The 14,594-nt window shown below is 68.4% G+C and carries 17 protein-coding genes; 5 read left to right on the top strand and 12 right to left on the bottom strand.

Annotated elements, in window-relative coordinates; translation table 11 throughout:
• Positions 1-67 precede the first annotated feature (67 nt).
• The 10 genes from queA to KOF26_RS05215 all read right to left on the bottom strand — a co-directional run bounded on the left by queA (position 68) and on the right by KOF26_RS05215 (position 8,243).
• A complete protein-coding gene (gene queA / locus KOF26_RS05260) occupies positions 68-1,093 on the bottom strand; it encodes a tRNA preQ1(34) S-adenosylmethionine ribosyltransferase-isomerase QueA (protein WP_216321188.1) in 1,026 nt (341 codons plus the stop codon).
• Positions 1,094-1,105: 12 nt separating this feature from the next.
• A complete protein-coding gene (locus KOF26_RS05255) occupies positions 1,106-1,867 on the bottom strand; it encodes a peptidylprolyl isomerase (RefSeq protein WP_216321761.1) in 762 nt (253 codons plus the stop codon).
• 94 nt (positions 1,868-1,961) lie between these two features.
• Positions 1,962-2,465, bottom strand: coding sequence for a pantetheine-phosphate adenylyltransferase (gene coaD / locus KOF26_RS05250; protein ID WP_216321759.1), 504 nt, complete (start codon positions 2,463-2,465; stop codon positions 1,962-1,964).
• On the bottom strand, positions 2,465-3,331 hold the full coding sequence (locus tag KOF26_RS05245; protein ID WP_216321745.1) for a polyprenyl synthetase family protein: 867 nt from the start codon (positions 3,329-3,331) through the stop codon (positions 2,465-2,467). Before KOF26_RS05245 ends, coaD begins: the two co-directional genes overlap by 1 nt.
• 44 nt (positions 3,332-3,375) lie before the next feature.
• Positions 3,376-3,639, bottom strand: a complete 264-nt coding sequence (locus KOF26_RS05240) for an exodeoxyribonuclease VII small subunit (protein ID WP_216321185.1) — start codon at positions 3,637-3,639, stop codon at positions 3,376-3,378.
• Positions 3,640-3,684: 45 nt separating this feature from the next.
• Positions 3,685-3,864 carry a hypothetical protein gene (locus tag KOF26_RS05235; RefSeq protein ID WP_216321182.1) on the bottom strand — a complete coding sequence of 60 codons (180 nt, stop codon included), beginning with the start codon at positions 3,862-3,864 and terminating at the stop codon, positions 3,685-3,687.
• Positions 3,865-4,013: 149 nt separating this feature from the next.
• On the bottom strand, positions 4,014-5,720 hold the full coding sequence (locus tag KOF26_RS05230) for a long-chain-fatty-acid--CoA ligase (protein WP_216321179.1): 1,707 nt from the start codon (positions 5,718-5,720) through the stop codon (positions 4,014-4,016).
• An 89-nt stretch (positions 5,721-5,809) separates the two neighbouring features.
• Positions 5,810-6,508 (bottom strand): DUF1013 domain-containing protein, encoded by a 699-nt coding sequence (locus tag KOF26_RS05225; protein ID WP_253201104.1) that lies wholly within the window; start codon positions 6,506-6,508, stop codon positions 5,810-5,812.
• Positions 6,509-6,605: 97 nt separating this feature from the next.
• A complete protein-coding gene (locus KOF26_RS05220) occupies positions 6,606-7,223 on the bottom strand; it encodes a glutathione S-transferase family protein (protein WP_216321176.1) in 618 nt (205 codons plus the stop codon).
• Positions 7,224-7,232: 9 nt separating this feature from the next.
• The gene (locus KOF26_RS05215) at positions 7,233-8,243 is read right to left on the bottom strand and encodes an NAD(P)H-quinone oxidoreductase (protein ID WP_253201103.1); all 1,011 of its coding nucleotides are present in this window, start codon (positions 8,241-8,243) and stop codon (positions 7,233-7,235) included.
• A gap of 70 nt (positions 8,244-8,313) precedes the next feature.
• Here KOF26_RS05215 and KOF26_RS05210 point away from each other — a divergent pair, with 70 nt between their 5' ends.
• Positions 8,314-8,511: a DUF1192 domain-containing protein gene (locus KOF26_RS05210; RefSeq protein ID WP_216321740.1), complete on the top strand. Its 198-nt coding sequence runs from the start codon at positions 8,314-8,316 to the stop codon at positions 8,509-8,511.
• 131 nt (positions 8,512-8,642) lie between these two features.
• Positions 8,643-10,952: an ATP-dependent Clp protease ATP-binding subunit ClpA gene (gene clpA / locus KOF26_RS05205; RefSeq protein WP_216321173.1), complete on the top strand. Its 2,310-nt coding sequence runs from the start codon at positions 8,643-8,645 to the stop codon at positions 10,950-10,952.
• A gap of 263 nt (positions 10,953-11,215) precedes the next feature.
• Here clpA and KOF26_RS05200 read toward each other — a convergent pair whose 3' ends face one another.
• Complete coding sequence (locus KOF26_RS05200; RefSeq protein ID WP_216321171.1) at positions 11,216-11,392, bottom strand: hypothetical protein; 177 nt, start codon at positions 11,390-11,392, stop codon at positions 11,216-11,218.
• A 176-nt stretch (positions 11,393-11,568) separates the two neighbouring features.
• Here KOF26_RS05200 and KOF26_RS05195 point away from each other — a divergent pair, with 176 nt between their 5' ends.
• From KOF26_RS05195 to KOF26_RS05185, 3 genes are read left to right on the top strand one after another with little or no spacing between them, the layout of a single operon-like run.
• Entirely contained in the window at positions 11,569-12,396 is an 828-nt protein-coding gene (locus KOF26_RS05195) for a dienelactone hydrolase family protein (protein ID WP_216321168.1), read from the top strand.
• A gap of 54 nt (positions 12,397-12,450) precedes the next feature.
• Positions 12,451-13,083, top strand: a complete 633-nt coding sequence (locus tag KOF26_RS05190) for a glutathione S-transferase family protein (RefSeq protein ID WP_216321165.1) — start codon at positions 12,451-12,453, stop codon at positions 13,081-13,083.
• The gene (locus tag KOF26_RS05185) at positions 13,080-13,586 is read left to right on the top strand and encodes a GNAT family N-acetyltransferase (RefSeq protein ID WP_216321163.1); all 507 of its coding nucleotides are present in this window, start codon (positions 13,080-13,082) and stop codon (positions 13,584-13,586) included. Before KOF26_RS05190 ends, KOF26_RS05185 begins: the two co-directional genes overlap by 4 nt.
• Positions 13,587-13,649: 63 nt before the next feature.
• Here KOF26_RS05185 and KOF26_RS05180 read toward each other — a convergent pair whose 3' ends face one another.
• Positions 13,650-14,378, bottom strand: a complete 729-nt coding sequence (locus KOF26_RS05180) for a Bax inhibitor-1/YccA family protein (protein WP_216321160.1) — start codon at positions 14,376-14,378, stop codon at positions 13,650-13,652.
• Positions 14,379-14,594 lie beyond the last annotated feature (216 nt).

Below are 14,594 nucleotides of genomic sequence, written 5' to 3'. Positions count from 1 at the left end.
CTCGCAAGAGCGTAACGAACACGGTTCACCGCTTTCCTGATTTATTACACTAATACAGCAGCTTGATTCAGGGCATCAACAGGCTCGAATCGCCATAGCTGTAGAATCGGTAGCCGCTTTCGATGGCGTGGGCGTAGGCGGCCTGCATCCGTTCCCGCCCCATCAGCGCCGAAACCAGCATGAACAAGGTCGAGCGCGGCAGGTGAAAATTGGTCATCAGCCCGTCGATCGCCCGGAAACGATAGCCGGGCGTGATGAAGATCGAGGTGTCCCCCTCGAACGGGCGGATGATGCCATCCTCTCCCGCCGCGCTTTCGAGCAGGCGCAGGCTGGTGGTGCCGACCGCGATCAGCCGTCCGCCGCCGCTGCGCACGGCATTGAGGCGATCGGCGGTGGCCGCGTCGATGCGGCCCCACTCCGCGTGCATGCGATGATCATCGGTGTCCTCCGCCTTGACCGGCAGGAAGGTGCCGGCGCCGACATGGAGAGTGAGCGTGGCATGGGCGATGCCCGCCGCGTCGAGCGCCGCCAGCAGCTGCGGGGTGAAATGGAGCGCCGCGGTCGGCGCGGCGACGGCACCGGGGGCGTCGGCGAACATCGTCTGATAATCTTCGGCGTCGGCGGCGTCGGTGGCGCGCTTCTGGGCGATATAGGGCGGCAGCGGCATGCGGCCGGCACGCTCCAGCAGCAGCTCGACCGGCTCGTCGCCGTCGAAAGCGAGCAGCACGCTGCCGTCAGCCGCCTTGTCGAGCGCGGTAGCGCTGACCCCGTGGCCGAAGTCGATCGTCTCGCCGACGCGAACGCGCCGGGCGTTGCGGAGGAAGGCCTGCCACGTCCTGAGCCCGGTCCGCTTGTGGAGGGTGGCGCCGATCCGCGCCTCGCCGCGCAGCCCCTCGAGCTGGGCGGGGATGACGCGGGTGTCGTTGAACACCAGCATGTCGCCGGGTCGCAGCATCGCCGGCAGCTCGGCGACGACATGGTCCGCCATCCCACCCTCATCGACGACGAGCAGGCGGGCGGCGTCGCGCGGGCGGGCGGGGCGGAGGGCGATTCGCTCCGCCGGCAGGTCGAAGTCGAACAGATCGACGCGCACGGCGCCGGCGCCTTATTGCCGGGTCGGTACCGGCGCGGGCGCGGGCGCAGGCGCAGGCGGCGGAGCCGGCACGGGCAGCGGCGGGGGCGGCGGCGGCGCGCTGACCGCGGCCGGCGCCTCGGCGCCGATCGTCGCGGTGACGATGCGCGACGGGTTGGCCGGGGGCTCGCCCTTCTCGATGGCGTCGACATATTGCATGCCGGAGATGACCCGCCCGAACACGGTATAGTGGTTGTCCAGCCGCAAATTGGGCGAGAGCATGATGTAGAACTGGCTGTTGGCGCTGTTCTCCTCCGCCGAGCGGGCGGCGGCGACGGCGCCGCGAACGTGGGGCAGCGCGTTGAACTCGGCCTTGACGTCGGGCAGGTCCGAGCCGCCGGTGCCGTCGCCCTTGGGATCGCCGCCCTGGGCCATGAAGCCGTCGATGACGCGATGGAAGGTGAGGCCGTTGTAGAAACCGCGGCGGGTAAGCACGCGAATGCGCTCCGCCATCAACGGCGCCTTGTCGGGCCGCAGCTGGATGACGACGCGGCCGCCGGTGGACAGATCCAGATTCCAGGTATCCTCCGGCGTCAGCGGCGGCGGCACGGCCGGGCTGGGCCCAAGCTGGGCGCCGGCGCGCGACGCCTGCGCCTTGCCCTTTTTCGGCTTCTTCGCCGCGTCCTGGGCCTTTTCCTCGGGCGTGGGCCTGGGCGGGCCGGCCGGCTGTTGGGCCGGCGCCGCCTGGGTGGCGAGAAGGAGGCCGAGGCCCGCAAGGATCGTCGTGACGCGCATTGTCCTGAAAGCCATCCCTTCACGCCGGCGCTGACATGCCGGCCTCATTCATGGTGCCCGTAATCGGCCGCGCTTGGCTGCTGCCTGAACGGCCTTATTCGCCCTTCCGCCCGATCTGGCCGACGCGCGCAACCACGTCCGCCTCGACGGCGGCCGGCACGAACCGGCCGATCGGCCCGCCATAGAGCGCGATCTCCTTCACCAGCCGCGACGCGATCGGTTGCAGCGCCACGTCGGCCATGAGGAATACCGTCTCGACGCGGTTGTTGATCTGCTGGTTCATCCCCGCCATCTGATATTCATACTCGAAGTCCGCCACCGCGCGCAGGCCGCGCACGATGATGCTGGCGCCCTGCCGGTCGGCGAAATCCATCAGCAGCGAGTCGAACGCCACCACCTCGATCGCGGCGCCGGCCACCGACGCCGTCTCGCGGCGGACCATGGCCAGCCGCTCGTCCAGCGTGAACAGCGGCGATTTGGAGGGATTGGTCGTGACGCCGATGACCAGCCGGTCGACCAGCTTCGCGCCGCGCCGGATGATGTCCATATGGCCCAGCGTGACGGGATCGAACGTGCCGGGATAGACGCCGACGCGCATCATCGGTCGCGCTCCACGATGTAGCGGGCGAGCTGGCGCAGCAGCTCCGCTTCGGAGCCGAAGGCGGCGAGATGGGCGATGGCCTGGTCGACCAGCATCCCGGCCTGGGTGCGCGCGCGCTCCTCCCCGAGCAGGGAGACGAAGGTCGCCTTCCCGGCCTCGGCATCCTTGCCCAGCGCCTTGCCGGCGACGCTCTCGTCGCCGGTTGCGTCGAGCAGGTCGTCAGCGATCTGGAAGGCAAGGCCGATATCGCGCGCATAGCCGCGCAGCGCCGTGCGCCCGGCCGGCGAGACATGGCCCATCACCCCGCCCGCCTCCAGGCAGAAGCCGATCAGGGCACCGGTCTTGAGCTGCTGCAGCCGCGTGGTGGTGGGCAGGTCGAACGTCTCGGACTCGGCGACGATATCCATCATCTGCCCGCCGACCATCCCGGCCGGGCCGGCGGCGCGCGCCAGCTCGGCGACCAGCTCGATCCGCACGAACGGATCGGGATGCGTCTCGGGATCGGAGAGAATCTCGAAGGCGAGGGTCTGGAGGGCGTCGCCCGCCAGCACCGCGGTGGCCTCGTCGAATGCCTTGTGGACGGTGGGCTTGCCGCGACGCAGATCGTCATCGTCCATGCACGGCAGATCGTCATGGATGAGCGAATAGACGTGGACGCATTCGATGGCGACGGCGACGCGCAACGCCTGCGGGCGATCCACCTTGAACAGGTCGCAGGCCGCGACGACGAGCAGCGGCCGCAGCCGCTTGCCGCCGCCGATGGCAGCATGGCGCATCGCGGCGTAGAGGCCGCGACGCGGATCGTCGGGCAGCGCGAGCAGCGCGTCGAACAGCGCGTCCACCTCATGCGCGGTGCGCGCCATGGCGGCGGCGAGATCGATCGAGGTCGGGCTGGTCACGTCGGCGGTCAATCCGCGTCGAAGGGCTGGACGCCGGTCGGCCGGCCGTCGGGCGAAAGCTGGATACGCTCGATGCGGGCCTGGGCGGCGGCCAGACGCCGCTCGCACTGGGCGCGCAGCGCGTCGCCCTCGGCATAAAGGGTGATCGATTCATCGAGGCTCGCCTCGCCGCTTTCCAGCCGCTGGACGATCGTCTCCAGCCGCTTCAGCGCATCCTCGAATGAAAGGCTCGCGATCGTCGCGTCCCCGGTCCCGGTGGCATCCTCTACCATGCGCCCCTGATGGCGGCGCGCGCGGGGCCGGTCAAGCAAGCCGGATCAGGCGGAAACCGAATCTCCCTTGTCGCTGCGTCGCATGCCGCCGACGAGCAGGCCGACGGCGAGCAGCAGCAGCCCGGCGGCCGCCGCCGGCGGCAGCGCATCCGGACTGATGACCAGCATACCGATGGTGGTGAATCCCGAAGCCAGCATGGCGAATGGCCGAAACCGACGCGACATGGAGCCATCTCCCGAACCACGCCAGAAAGCAGCGCGACTCCGCTGCTAGGCGCGTCCGGGTTGAGATTCCGTGACTATCCGCAGCGCAGCTAGTGGAGAATCGCCGCACCGCACCGCGAATCTGCGGGCGTGCCAGATCGGGGCGGAACTCAGCCTGCCGCGGCGCCGTCCGCGGCGAGCCCGGACGCCGCACGCGCCAGCTCCTCGGCGGCGAGCTCCTTGCGGCTGAGCTTGCCGATCATCGTCTTCGGCAGGTTTAGCCGCACCTCCACCGCCACGACCCGCTCATGCTTGCCGAGCTGCGGATTGAGCCAGTCGCGCAACGCCTCGCCGGTGATCGCGGTGGCGCCCGGCTTCAGCGTCACGAAAGCCTTCGGCATTTCGCCATGATAAAGGTCGGGCACGCCGAGCACGATCGCCTCGCGCACCGCCGGATGACGATAAAGGATCTGTTCGACCTGGCTGGGGAAGACCTTGAAGCCGCCGACCGCGATCATGTCCTTCAGCCGGTCGACGATGCGGACATAGCCGTCCTCGTCGATGACCCCGACGTCGCCAGTGCGCAGCCAGCCGTCGACGAAGGCGTCGGCGGCCGCCTCCGGCCGGTTCCAATAGCCGCGCATGATCTGCGGCCCCTTGATGACGATCTCGCCCGGCTCGCCGTCGAGCGCGTCGCGATGCGGGTCGTCGCGATCGACGAGGCGGAAGGCGGTGGCCGGCATCGGCTGGCCGATCGTGCCGCTCTTGTTCAGCCCCTCATAGGGATTGACGGCGGCGATGCCGCTCTCGGTCAGGCCATAGCCCTCGGCGAGGACGGCGCCGGTGCTCGCCTCGAACGCCTCCTTCAGCTCCACGGGCAACGGCGCGCCGCCCGACACGCACACGCGCAGCGACGACAGATCGGTGCGCGCGCAGGCCGGGTGATCGAGCAATGCGCGATACATGGTCGGCACCCCCGGCAAGGCGGTGGCGCGCGTGCGCTGGATCGCGTCCAGCGTCGCCTTGGCCTCGAACCGCGGCAGCAGCACCATCTCGCCGCCGCCGAGGACGGTGCGGTTGAGCACGCAGGCGTTGGCGAAGATGTGGAACAGGGGCAGCACACCGATGATCCGGTCCACTTCGCCGTCATGCGGATCGACCAGCCGCTGCTGGCGGGCATTGGCCGTGATCGCCTGATGGGTGAGCATGGCGCCCTTGGGGATGCCGGTGGTGCCGCCGGTATATTGGAGGAGCGCGAGGTCAGCCTCGGGATCGATCGCCGGGGCGGCATAGACCCCGTCATTGTCGATCAGCGTCGAAAAGGCGCAGACGCGCGGATCGTGCGGGCGGGGCGTCGTCTCGCCGCTGCGAAACAGGCGATAGATCAGAGACTTGGCGGCCGGCAGTGCCCCCGCCACCGATCCGACGATCAGCCGCTCCAGCCGGGTCTGCTCCAGCACGGCAAGCGCGTTGGGGAGCAGCGCCGTCGCCGACAGGGTGAAGAGCAGCCGGGCGCCCGAATCCTCGACCTGATGACAAAGCTCGTCGACCGAATAAAGCGGCGAGAAATTGACGACCACCGCGCCCAGCGACAGCGCGCCATAATAGGCCGCCACATAATGGGGCACGTTCGGCAGATAGAGGCCGATACGGTCGCCCTTGCCGATGCCGAGCGCGGCGAGGCCGGCCGCCACCCGCCGCACGCCCGAGGCAAGTTCGGCATAATCATAATGGCGGCCGAGGAAGTCGATCGCGACGGCGTCCGGCACTCGCGCCGCGGTGGCGGCGAACATCTCCGGCACGGACTGGATCGGGAATTGCTGCGCCCAGGGCAAGGGGTGCGCGTAATGAGTCTGCCACAGGAGCGCTGGGTCCATGGCCCGAGCCTAGCCCCTTACGTTCACGTAAGCAAATGAGTGCGCAGCAAAATAGTCCTCAGGGGGCACCGCCCCCTTCAGCCAGCCGGTCAGCGCTTGAACGGATCCTGCACGCCTTCGGGCAGGGCGTAGCTGCGCGTCTCGCCGGGCTCGTCCTCGGCGCCGGGCACGGCCGCGCCGCGACCGGCGGCAGCCTCGCGCTCGGCGCGGAGCTGGCCGATCAGCGCCTCTCGCTCACCCTCCAGCCGGTCGTCCACCGGGGCCTCGAGGCCGGCCGCCTTGGCCGCCTTGGCGACGACCGCGTCAAGCTCGCGCTGGCTGGTCAGGCCGAGCGTCACCGGGTCCTTGGGCACGATGTTGGCGATGTTCCAATGGGTGCGGTCGCGGATCGCGGCGATGGTCGTGCGAGTGGTGCCGATCAGCTTGCCGATCTGGCCATCCGACACCTCGGGATGATTGCGGATGATCCACGCGATGCCGTCGGGCTTGTCCTGGCGCTTGGAAACCGGCGTGTAGCGCGGCCCCTTGGTGCGGCGCACCGGCTCCGGCCCCTTCTGCATGACGAGGCGATATTTCGGATCGCGCTGGCCCTTCTCAATCTCGTCCATGGTCAGCTCGTGCGCGCGGACCGGGTCGCGGCCGGTGAGCTTGGTCGCCGCAGTATCGTCGGCGATGGCCTGCACCTCGAGGATGTGGAGGCCGCAAAAGGCCGCGATCTGCTCGAAGCTGAGCGAGGTGTTGTCGACCAGCCACGACGCGGTGGCGTGGGGCATAAGCGGCTGGGCCATGGAAAGTCTCCGGATAAAGAAAGGGCCGCCCCAGCGGGACGGCCTGATGTTGCACCGAGATTTAGTCCCGCTGCGGTCCGAAGGCAAGAAGATCAGGCTATTCTTCCATCGGGATATGGCCGGGCAGCGCCGCCATCCTCCCCAGCCAGCGGCCGAGATGAGGATAATGTTCGAGCGCGAAGCCGCCTTCGTCGGCGACATGGGTATAGGCATAGAGCGCGATGTCGGCGAGGCTCGGCCCGCCTCCGACGAAGAAATCATGGCCGGCGAGATGCGCGTCCATCAGCGCGAGCGCCGCCTCGCCGGCGGCCCGCCTCCCCGGCACCGCGGCGCGCTGGGCATCGCTCAGCCCGCCTTCGCCGATGATGCCGAGCCAGAAGCGCAACGTCGCGACATTGGGCTCGTGATGATATTGCTCGAAGAACATCCAGTGCAGCATGTCCGCCCGCTCGAACCGATCGGCGGGGATCAGCGGCGAGCCTTCCGCGAGATACCAGCAGGCCGCGCCGCTCTCCGCCAGAAAGCGGTCGCCGACCTGGAGCACCGGGATGCGGCCATTGGCGCTGACGCCGGCGAGAAATTCCGGCGTGCGCGTCTCGCCCTTGCGGATATCGTAGGCGCGCCGCTCCAGCGGCAGGCCGAGATGCGCGGCGACGAGCCTGATCTTGTAGCAATTGCCCGAGATCGGGTCCTCGTGGAGAATCAGCTTTTCCATTCCACCCCCTTATCCATCGGCGTCCTCGCCGATCCGCAACACCACCTTGCCGACATGCTCGCCGCTTTCCAGCCGGGCATGGGCCGCCGGAGCCTCGGCGAGCGGGAGGACGCGGTCGATCACCGGGCGCAGCCGGCCCGCCGCGACATGCGGCCAGACGGTGCGCATCAGCTCGTCGCGGACCAGCGCCTTGAACTCGTTTGCGCGAGCCCGGAGCGTCGAGCCGCTCAGCGTCAGCCGACGGCGCATCACCTCCAGGATGGGCAGCTCGGCGGTGGCGCCGCGCTGCACCGCGATCGAGACATGGCGGCCATCCTCTGCGAGCACCGCGAGGTTGCGGGACAGATAATCGCCGCCGATCATGTCCAGCACGATGTCGACGCCGCGCCCGCCGGTGGCGGCGCGCACCGCATCGACGAAGTCAGTGGTGTTGTAGTTGATCGCATGGGCCGCGCCGAGGGCCAGCGCGCGCTCGCATTTTTCATCCGTGCCGCAGGTGACGATCACCCTCAGGTTGAACAGGCGCCCGAGCGCGATGGCCATCGTGCCGATGCCGCTGGTGCCGCCATGCACCAGCACCGATTCGCCGTCGCCGGCATAAGCGCGCTCGAACAGGTTGACCCATACCGTGAACAGTGTCTCGGGAAGCGCCGCCGCCTCGATCATCGCCAGCCCGTCCGTCACCGGCAGACACTGGCCGACCGGCGCCACCGCATATTCCGCATAGGCGCCGCCGGCGACCAGCGCGCAGACCCGCTCGCCGATCAGGCCCCCGCCCATGCGCGGGCCGGCGGCGACGATCGTGCCGGCCAGCTCCAGCCCGAGGATCGCGGGCGCGCCCGGCGGCGGCGGATAGCGCCCCTGGCGCTGCAACAGGTCCGGCCGGTTGACGCCGGCGGCGGCGACGCGGATCAGCACCTCGTTCTCGCCGGGCACGGGCACGTCGCGCGTCACTGGCACGAGCAGTTCCGGCCCGCCGGAGGTGGCAGGATCAATGGCCAGCATGGTCTTCGGCGTCATAAGCCTCCTCGTCACCGGCCCCGGCGCGCGGTTTATTGACTTGAGGGCCTGTCCGGTCAACGCTGTCTCCATGGATTCGGACGATCTTCTGCCGCGGCGCGTGGACGATCCGCTGGCGGCGCTGGGCCGGCAGGACCTCGATCCGCTGTCGGTGGCCGAGCTGCGCGCCCGCATCGCCGCGCTGGAAGCGGAAATCGCGCGCTGCCGCGCTCATGCCGAGGGCGCCGTTAACCACCGCGCAAGCGCCGAGGCGTTATTCAAGAGATGAGTCGATGGCGCACCCTTGATCCAGGCTCCACTGGCAGGGCGGCACCAGCGCTTGATGAACGGCCGGCGGCACCCGACATAGGTCGGGAAAAGGGCCGCCCCCGGGCTTCGCCCGAAGGAGTATTGATTTAGATGCCTTCATTCGCCCGCGAACTCGAAACCACTCTCCATAATGCGCTGTCGGCCGCCAGCCAGCGCCGCCATGAATATGCCACCCTCGAGCACCTCCTGCTCGCGCTGTGCGGCGACGAGCATGCCTCCAAGGTGATGACGGCGTGCGGCGTCGACCTCGCCGAGCTGAAGGAGGCGGTGTCGCTTTATCTCGACACCGAGCTCGACGCGCTGAAGGTCGAGGGCGAGGCCGATCCCTCGCCGACCTCGGGTTTCCAGCGCGTCGTCCAGCGCGCCATCCTGCATGTCCAGTCCTCCGGCCGCGAGGAGGTGACGGGCGGCAATGTCCTCGTCGCGCTGTTCAGCGAGCGGGAGAGCTATGCCGTCTATTTCCTGCAGCAGCAGGATATGAGCCGCCTCGATGCCGTCAGCTATATCAGCCACGGCGTCGGCAAGGGCGGGCAGCCCACGGAGACGCGCGAGGTGAAGGGTTCCGACGAGGAGAAGCCGACCAAGGGCGAGCCCAAGCAGAAGGGCGAGAGCGCGCTCAAGCAGTTCACCGTCAATCTCAACGAGAAGGCCCGGGACGGCCGCGTCGATCCGCTGATCGGCCGCACCGCCGAGGTCGACCGCACCGTGCAGATCCTCTGCCGCCGGTCCAAGAACAACCCGCTCTATGTGGGCGATCCCGGCGTCGGCAAGACCGCCATCGCCGAAGGGCTGGCGCGCAAGATCATCGAGGGCGACGTGCCCGAGGTGCTCAAGGAGGCGGTGATCTACTCGCTCGACATGGGCGCGCTGCTCGCCGGCACGCGCTACCGCGGCGATTTCGAGGAGCGGCTGAAGCAGGTCGTGACGGAACTCGAGAAGCTGCCCCATGCCGTGCTGTTCATCGACGAGATTCACACCGTGATCGGCGCCGGCGCGACTTCCGGCGGGGCGATGGATGCGTCCAACCTGCTCAAGCCGGCGCTGTCGGGGGGCACCATCCGCTGCATCGGATCGACCACCTACAAGGAATTCCGCAACCATTTCGAGAAGGACCGTGCGCTTCTCCGCCGCTTCCAGAAGATCGACGTCAACGAGCCGACGATCGAGGATACGGTGAAGATCCTCACCGGGCTGCGCTCCGCCTTCGAGGAGCATCACCATGTCCGCTACACGCCCGACGCGATCAAGTCGGCCGTGGAGCTGTCGGCGCGCTACATCAACGACCGCAAGCTGCCCGACAAGGCGATCGACGTGATCGACGAGGTCGGCGCGATGCAGATGCTGGTGGTGCCGTCCAAGCGCAAGAAGGTGATCACCCAGAAGGAGATCGAGGCGGTGATCGCCACCATGGCGCGCATCCCGCCCAAGTCCGTGTCGTCGGACGACACCAAGGCGCTGGCCTCGCTCGATACCGACCTCAAGCGGGTGGTGTTCGGGCAGGACAAGGCGATCGAGGTGCTGTCCTCGGCGATCAAGCTCAGCCGTGCGGGTCTGCGCGATCCCGACAAGCCGATCGGCAATTATCTGTTCTCCGGCCCCACCGGCGTCGGCAAGACGGAGGTCGCCCGCCAGCTGGCGCAGATCATGGGCATCCCGCTCCAGCGCTTCGACATGTCCGAATATATGGAGCGCCATTCGGTCAGCCGGCTGATCGGCGCGCCGCCGGGCTATGTCGGCTATGATCAGGGCGGCCTGCTCACCGACGCCATCGACCAGCATCCGCATTGCGTGCTGCTGCTCGACGAGATCGAGAAGGCCCATCCGGACCTGTTCAACATCCTGTTGCAGGTGATGGACAACGGCAAGCTCACCGATCACCACGGCAAGACGGTCGATTTCCGCAACGTCATCCTGATCATGACGACCAATGCCGGCGCCGCCGACATGGCGCGTGAATCGCTCGGCTTCGGCAACCTCACCCGCGAGGGCGAGGACGAGGAGGCCGTGAAGAAGATGTTCACGCCGGAGTTCCGCAACCGCCTCGATGCGATCGTGCCGTTCGGCTATCTGCCGACCGAAGTGATCAACCGCGTCGTCGAGAAGTTCATCCTCCAGCTCGAGCTGCAACTCGCCGACCGCGAGGTGCACATCGCGCTCGACGACGAGGCCAAGACGTGGCTGACGGAGCGCGGCTATGACAAGCTCTATGGCGCGCGGCCGATGGGCCGCCTGATCCAGGAGAAGGTGAAGCAGCCGCTGGCCGAGGAGCTGCTGTTCGGCAAGCTCGTCCATGGCGGCGAGGTCAAGGTGCACGTCAAGGACAACGCGCTCGCCTTCGAGATCGTCGGCGCCGCGCCCAAGGCCGGCAAGCGCAAGACGAAGCCGAAGGTCAAGGCATAGGTTAGTGGGTGAAACGACGGGCCCGTCTCCCGGTGGAGGCGGGCCCGTTGTCGTTCACGGTGAGGAGCGACCGCCGGCCCTCCCCGCCATTGCCTGTCTTCCCGAACTGATTCAGCGTCCATGCCTCGCCAGCCGCCCGGCAGTCATGGCCGGGTGGATGCCGGGCCGGGGGGTGGGGCGACGGGTGGCTTCACACAGGACAAGGGCGCCCCGGCCTGGCCGGGACGCCCTGATGCGAGAGCTTCCACCCCTCGCGTGCCGGGTCAGCGCTCCTGCTGGTCGCGATCGCGAAGCTGGTCGCGGCCGCTCTGCGGCTGCTGCTGACCGCTGCGCTGCTGGTTCTGCTGGCGGTTCAGATTCTGCTGGCCCTGCTGCTGCTGGCGGCCGGCGTCCTGCCGGTCCTGGCTGGCGCTGCCGCCGCCTTGCTTCTGCTCGGTCATCCTCTTTCTCCTTGCGGATTCGCCCTCCTGCTTCGGAAAGCAAATCTTCAACGGATGGCATTAATGGCGGGTTTCCGTCGTTTTATGGCCGATACGACGGGCGGGGCGCTTGTCGCCACCGGCGGCGGCGCTATCCTCGCGCCGCTCTCATGTGGCGTTGGGGGGGGAGACTGTCTGTGACCGAGTCCGACATGCGCCGTCGCGCCTTCATCGCCGGTCTTACCCGACTGGCGGGCGGCGCCGTCGCGGCCGAACTGCTCGGCGCCCTGGCCCCCGCCCATGCCGCAGCCCTGATCGTGCCCGAGGAGGATGATCGGCTCGACGCGCAATATGTCACCGCCTCCGAGCCCGGCAGCCGCGAGACGCGCGGCTATTTCGTGCAGCAGAAATTCGGCGGCGATCGCCGGCCGGGCGTGATCGTCATCCATGACGACCGCGGACTGACGCCGTCGATCCGCGACGTGGCGCGGCGGCTGGCGCTGGAAGGCTTCGCGGCCTTCGCGCCCGATCTGCTGTCGCCGGCGGGCGGGACTCCGGCCGACGAGGGTCAGGCGCGCGCGCTTGCCGCCACGCTTGATCCGGCCGGCGCCGCCCTCGATGTGGTCGGCGTGATGCGCTGGCTGACGCGCGAAAGGCGTACCTCCGGCGCGATCGGGGTGATGGGCTTTTCATGGGGCGGCACCATGGCCAGCCGCGTCGCCGTGGTCGCCGGCCGGACGCTGCGCGGCGGGGTCGCCTATTACGGCCCGGCGCCCAGTGCCGCGGAGGCCACCAGGGTTTCGGCACCGATGATGCTGCATCTCGCCGGGCTGGATGCGCGCGCCAACAGATCCGGCGAGGCGTGGGTGAAGGCGCTGCAACGCGCCGGCAAGGAAGTGACGGCCTATTTCTACCCGGGCGTCGCCGCCGCCTTCGACGACGCGGAGGCGTCCGGCTATGACGCCGCTGCCGCGCGCCTCGCCTGGGATCGCACCATCGCCTTCTTCAATCAGCGGCTTGCCTGACCGGGGAATTTGTTCCTAATCCGTTCCCGTCGAGTCGGATGAGGGAGAGGGACGATGGCCGGACTGACATTCTACACCAACCCCATGTCGCGCGGACGCATGATCCGCTGGATGCTGGAGGAGACCGGACAGCCCTATGACACGGTGCTGCTCGATTATGGCACGACGATGAAGTCGCCCGAATATCTGGCGGTCAACCCGATGGGCAAGGTGCCGGCGATCCGCCATGGCGACGCCGTCGTCACCGAATGCGCCGCGATCTGCGCCTATCTCGCCGACGCCTTTCCCGAAGCCGGGCTGGCGCCCGCGCCCGGCTCGGCGGAGCGTGGCGCCTATTATCGCTGGCTGTTCTTCGGCGCCGGCCCGGTCGAGGCGGCGGTCAGCAACCACGCCCTCGGTATTACCGTGCCGGCCGAGCGGGAGCGGATGATGGGCTATGGCAGCTTCGCGCAGGTGATGGAGACGCTGGATCAGGCCGTGTCCGAGGCGAATGGCCGCGGCGGCTGGCTGGCAGGCGACCGCTTCACCGCCGCCGATCTCTATATCGGCAGCCATCTCGGCTTCGGCCTCGCCTTCAAGTCGATCGAGGACCGGCCGGCCTTCCACGCCTTTCATGACCGGGTGAAGGATCGCCCGGCGGCGCTGCGCGCGGCGGCGCTGGACGATGCCGCGATGCCGGCCAGGTGACGGAGGCGGCCACCATCCGGGCGGCGACGGCCGACGATGTCGCAGCGATCGCCGCCATCTACGCTCATCATGTGCTGCACGGCACCGGCACTTTCGAGGAGGTGCCCCCGGACGCTGCCGGGATGGGCGGGCGCTTCGCGGCGGTCGCGGCGCGCGGCTGGCCCTGGCTGGTGGCGACGGACGCGGACGGGGCGGTGATCGGCTATGCCTATGCTGCCCAGTTCCGCGACCGCGCCGCCTATCGCTATGCCTGCGAGGATTCGGTCTATGTCGCGCCGGGCGCGATGGGCGCGGGCGTCGGCGCGGCGCTGATGGCCGCGCTGATCCCGGCGGCGCGGGCGGCGGGCTTCCGCCGGATGATCGCGGTGATCGGCGACAGCGCCAATCTGGGCTCGATCGCGCTTCACCGGCGCTTCGGCTTCACCGACGCGGGCCGGCTCGACGAGGCCGGCTTCAAGTTCGGCCGCTGGGTGGACGTGGTGTTCATGCAGGCGGCGATCTAGCCGAAAGAAAAGGCCCGGCGGATCGCTCCGCCGGGCCGCCTTGTCCCGTCCGGGGAAAGCCGCTTAGCGGCGGTCGCCCATGAACTGGAGGAGGAAGGTGAACATGTTCACGAAGTCGAGATAGAGCGTCAGCGCGCCCATGATCACCGACTTGCCCATAAAGCTGGTGCCGGCGACCTGGAAATAGAGGCTCTTCAGCTTCTGCGTGTCATAGGCGGTCAGCCCCGCGAAGAGCAGCACGCCCAGGAAGCTCACCATCATCTGCAGCGCGGACGACTGCAGGAAGAGGTTGATCAGGCTGGCGATGAGCAGGCCGACCACGCCCATGATCAGGAAGGTGCCGAAGCCCGACAGATCACGCTTGGTGGTGTAGCCCCACAGGCTGAGGCCGCCGAACGCCGCCGCCGTCGCGAAGAAGGTCGTCGCGATCGACTGGCCGGTATAGACCAGGAACAGCGTCGACAGGCTGAGGCCCATCGCCACCGCGAACAGCCAGAACAGCAGCTTGGCGGTCGATTCCTGCAAACGCTGGATGCCGAAGCTCAGCACCATCACGAACGCCAGCGGCGCGAGGATGATCACCCAGCGCAGCGGCGTCACCATCACCTGCTGGGCATAGCCCGAACTGGCGAAGAGCAGCGCGACGATGCCGGTGAGCAGCACGCCCGAAGCCATATAGTTGTAGATCGACAGCATGTACGACCGCAGCCCCGCGTCAAACGCGGCCTCGCGGGCGGAGCCCGCGGAGCGCGGCACGGCGGACGTCGTGCGGGGGTCAGACCAGTTAGCCATCGTCGAAAAAACTCCTTCCCCGGCGACAGCGCCGGTACCGCCAATATCGGACATAGGGGGTCTTAATTCAAGCCGGTGGCCCAATGCATATATCCGCCGGAAACAAAGCGTAACAATCCCGCCTCACCGGCGGTGGGCTGGCCACTGTCCGGAAAGGCGGTAGGCTGCGAATCGCGTTCGGGAGTGCGCGCCTCCCGCGCATTCCCGAACAGACCC

Source organism: Sphingomonas quercus, assembly GCF_018863195.1.
Taxonomy (GTDB): Bacteria; Pseudomonadota; Alphaproteobacteria; order Sphingomonadales; family Sphingomonadaceae; genus Solisphingomonas; species Solisphingomonas quercus.
This window is presented reverse-complemented; position numbering and strand designations above follow the sequence as displayed.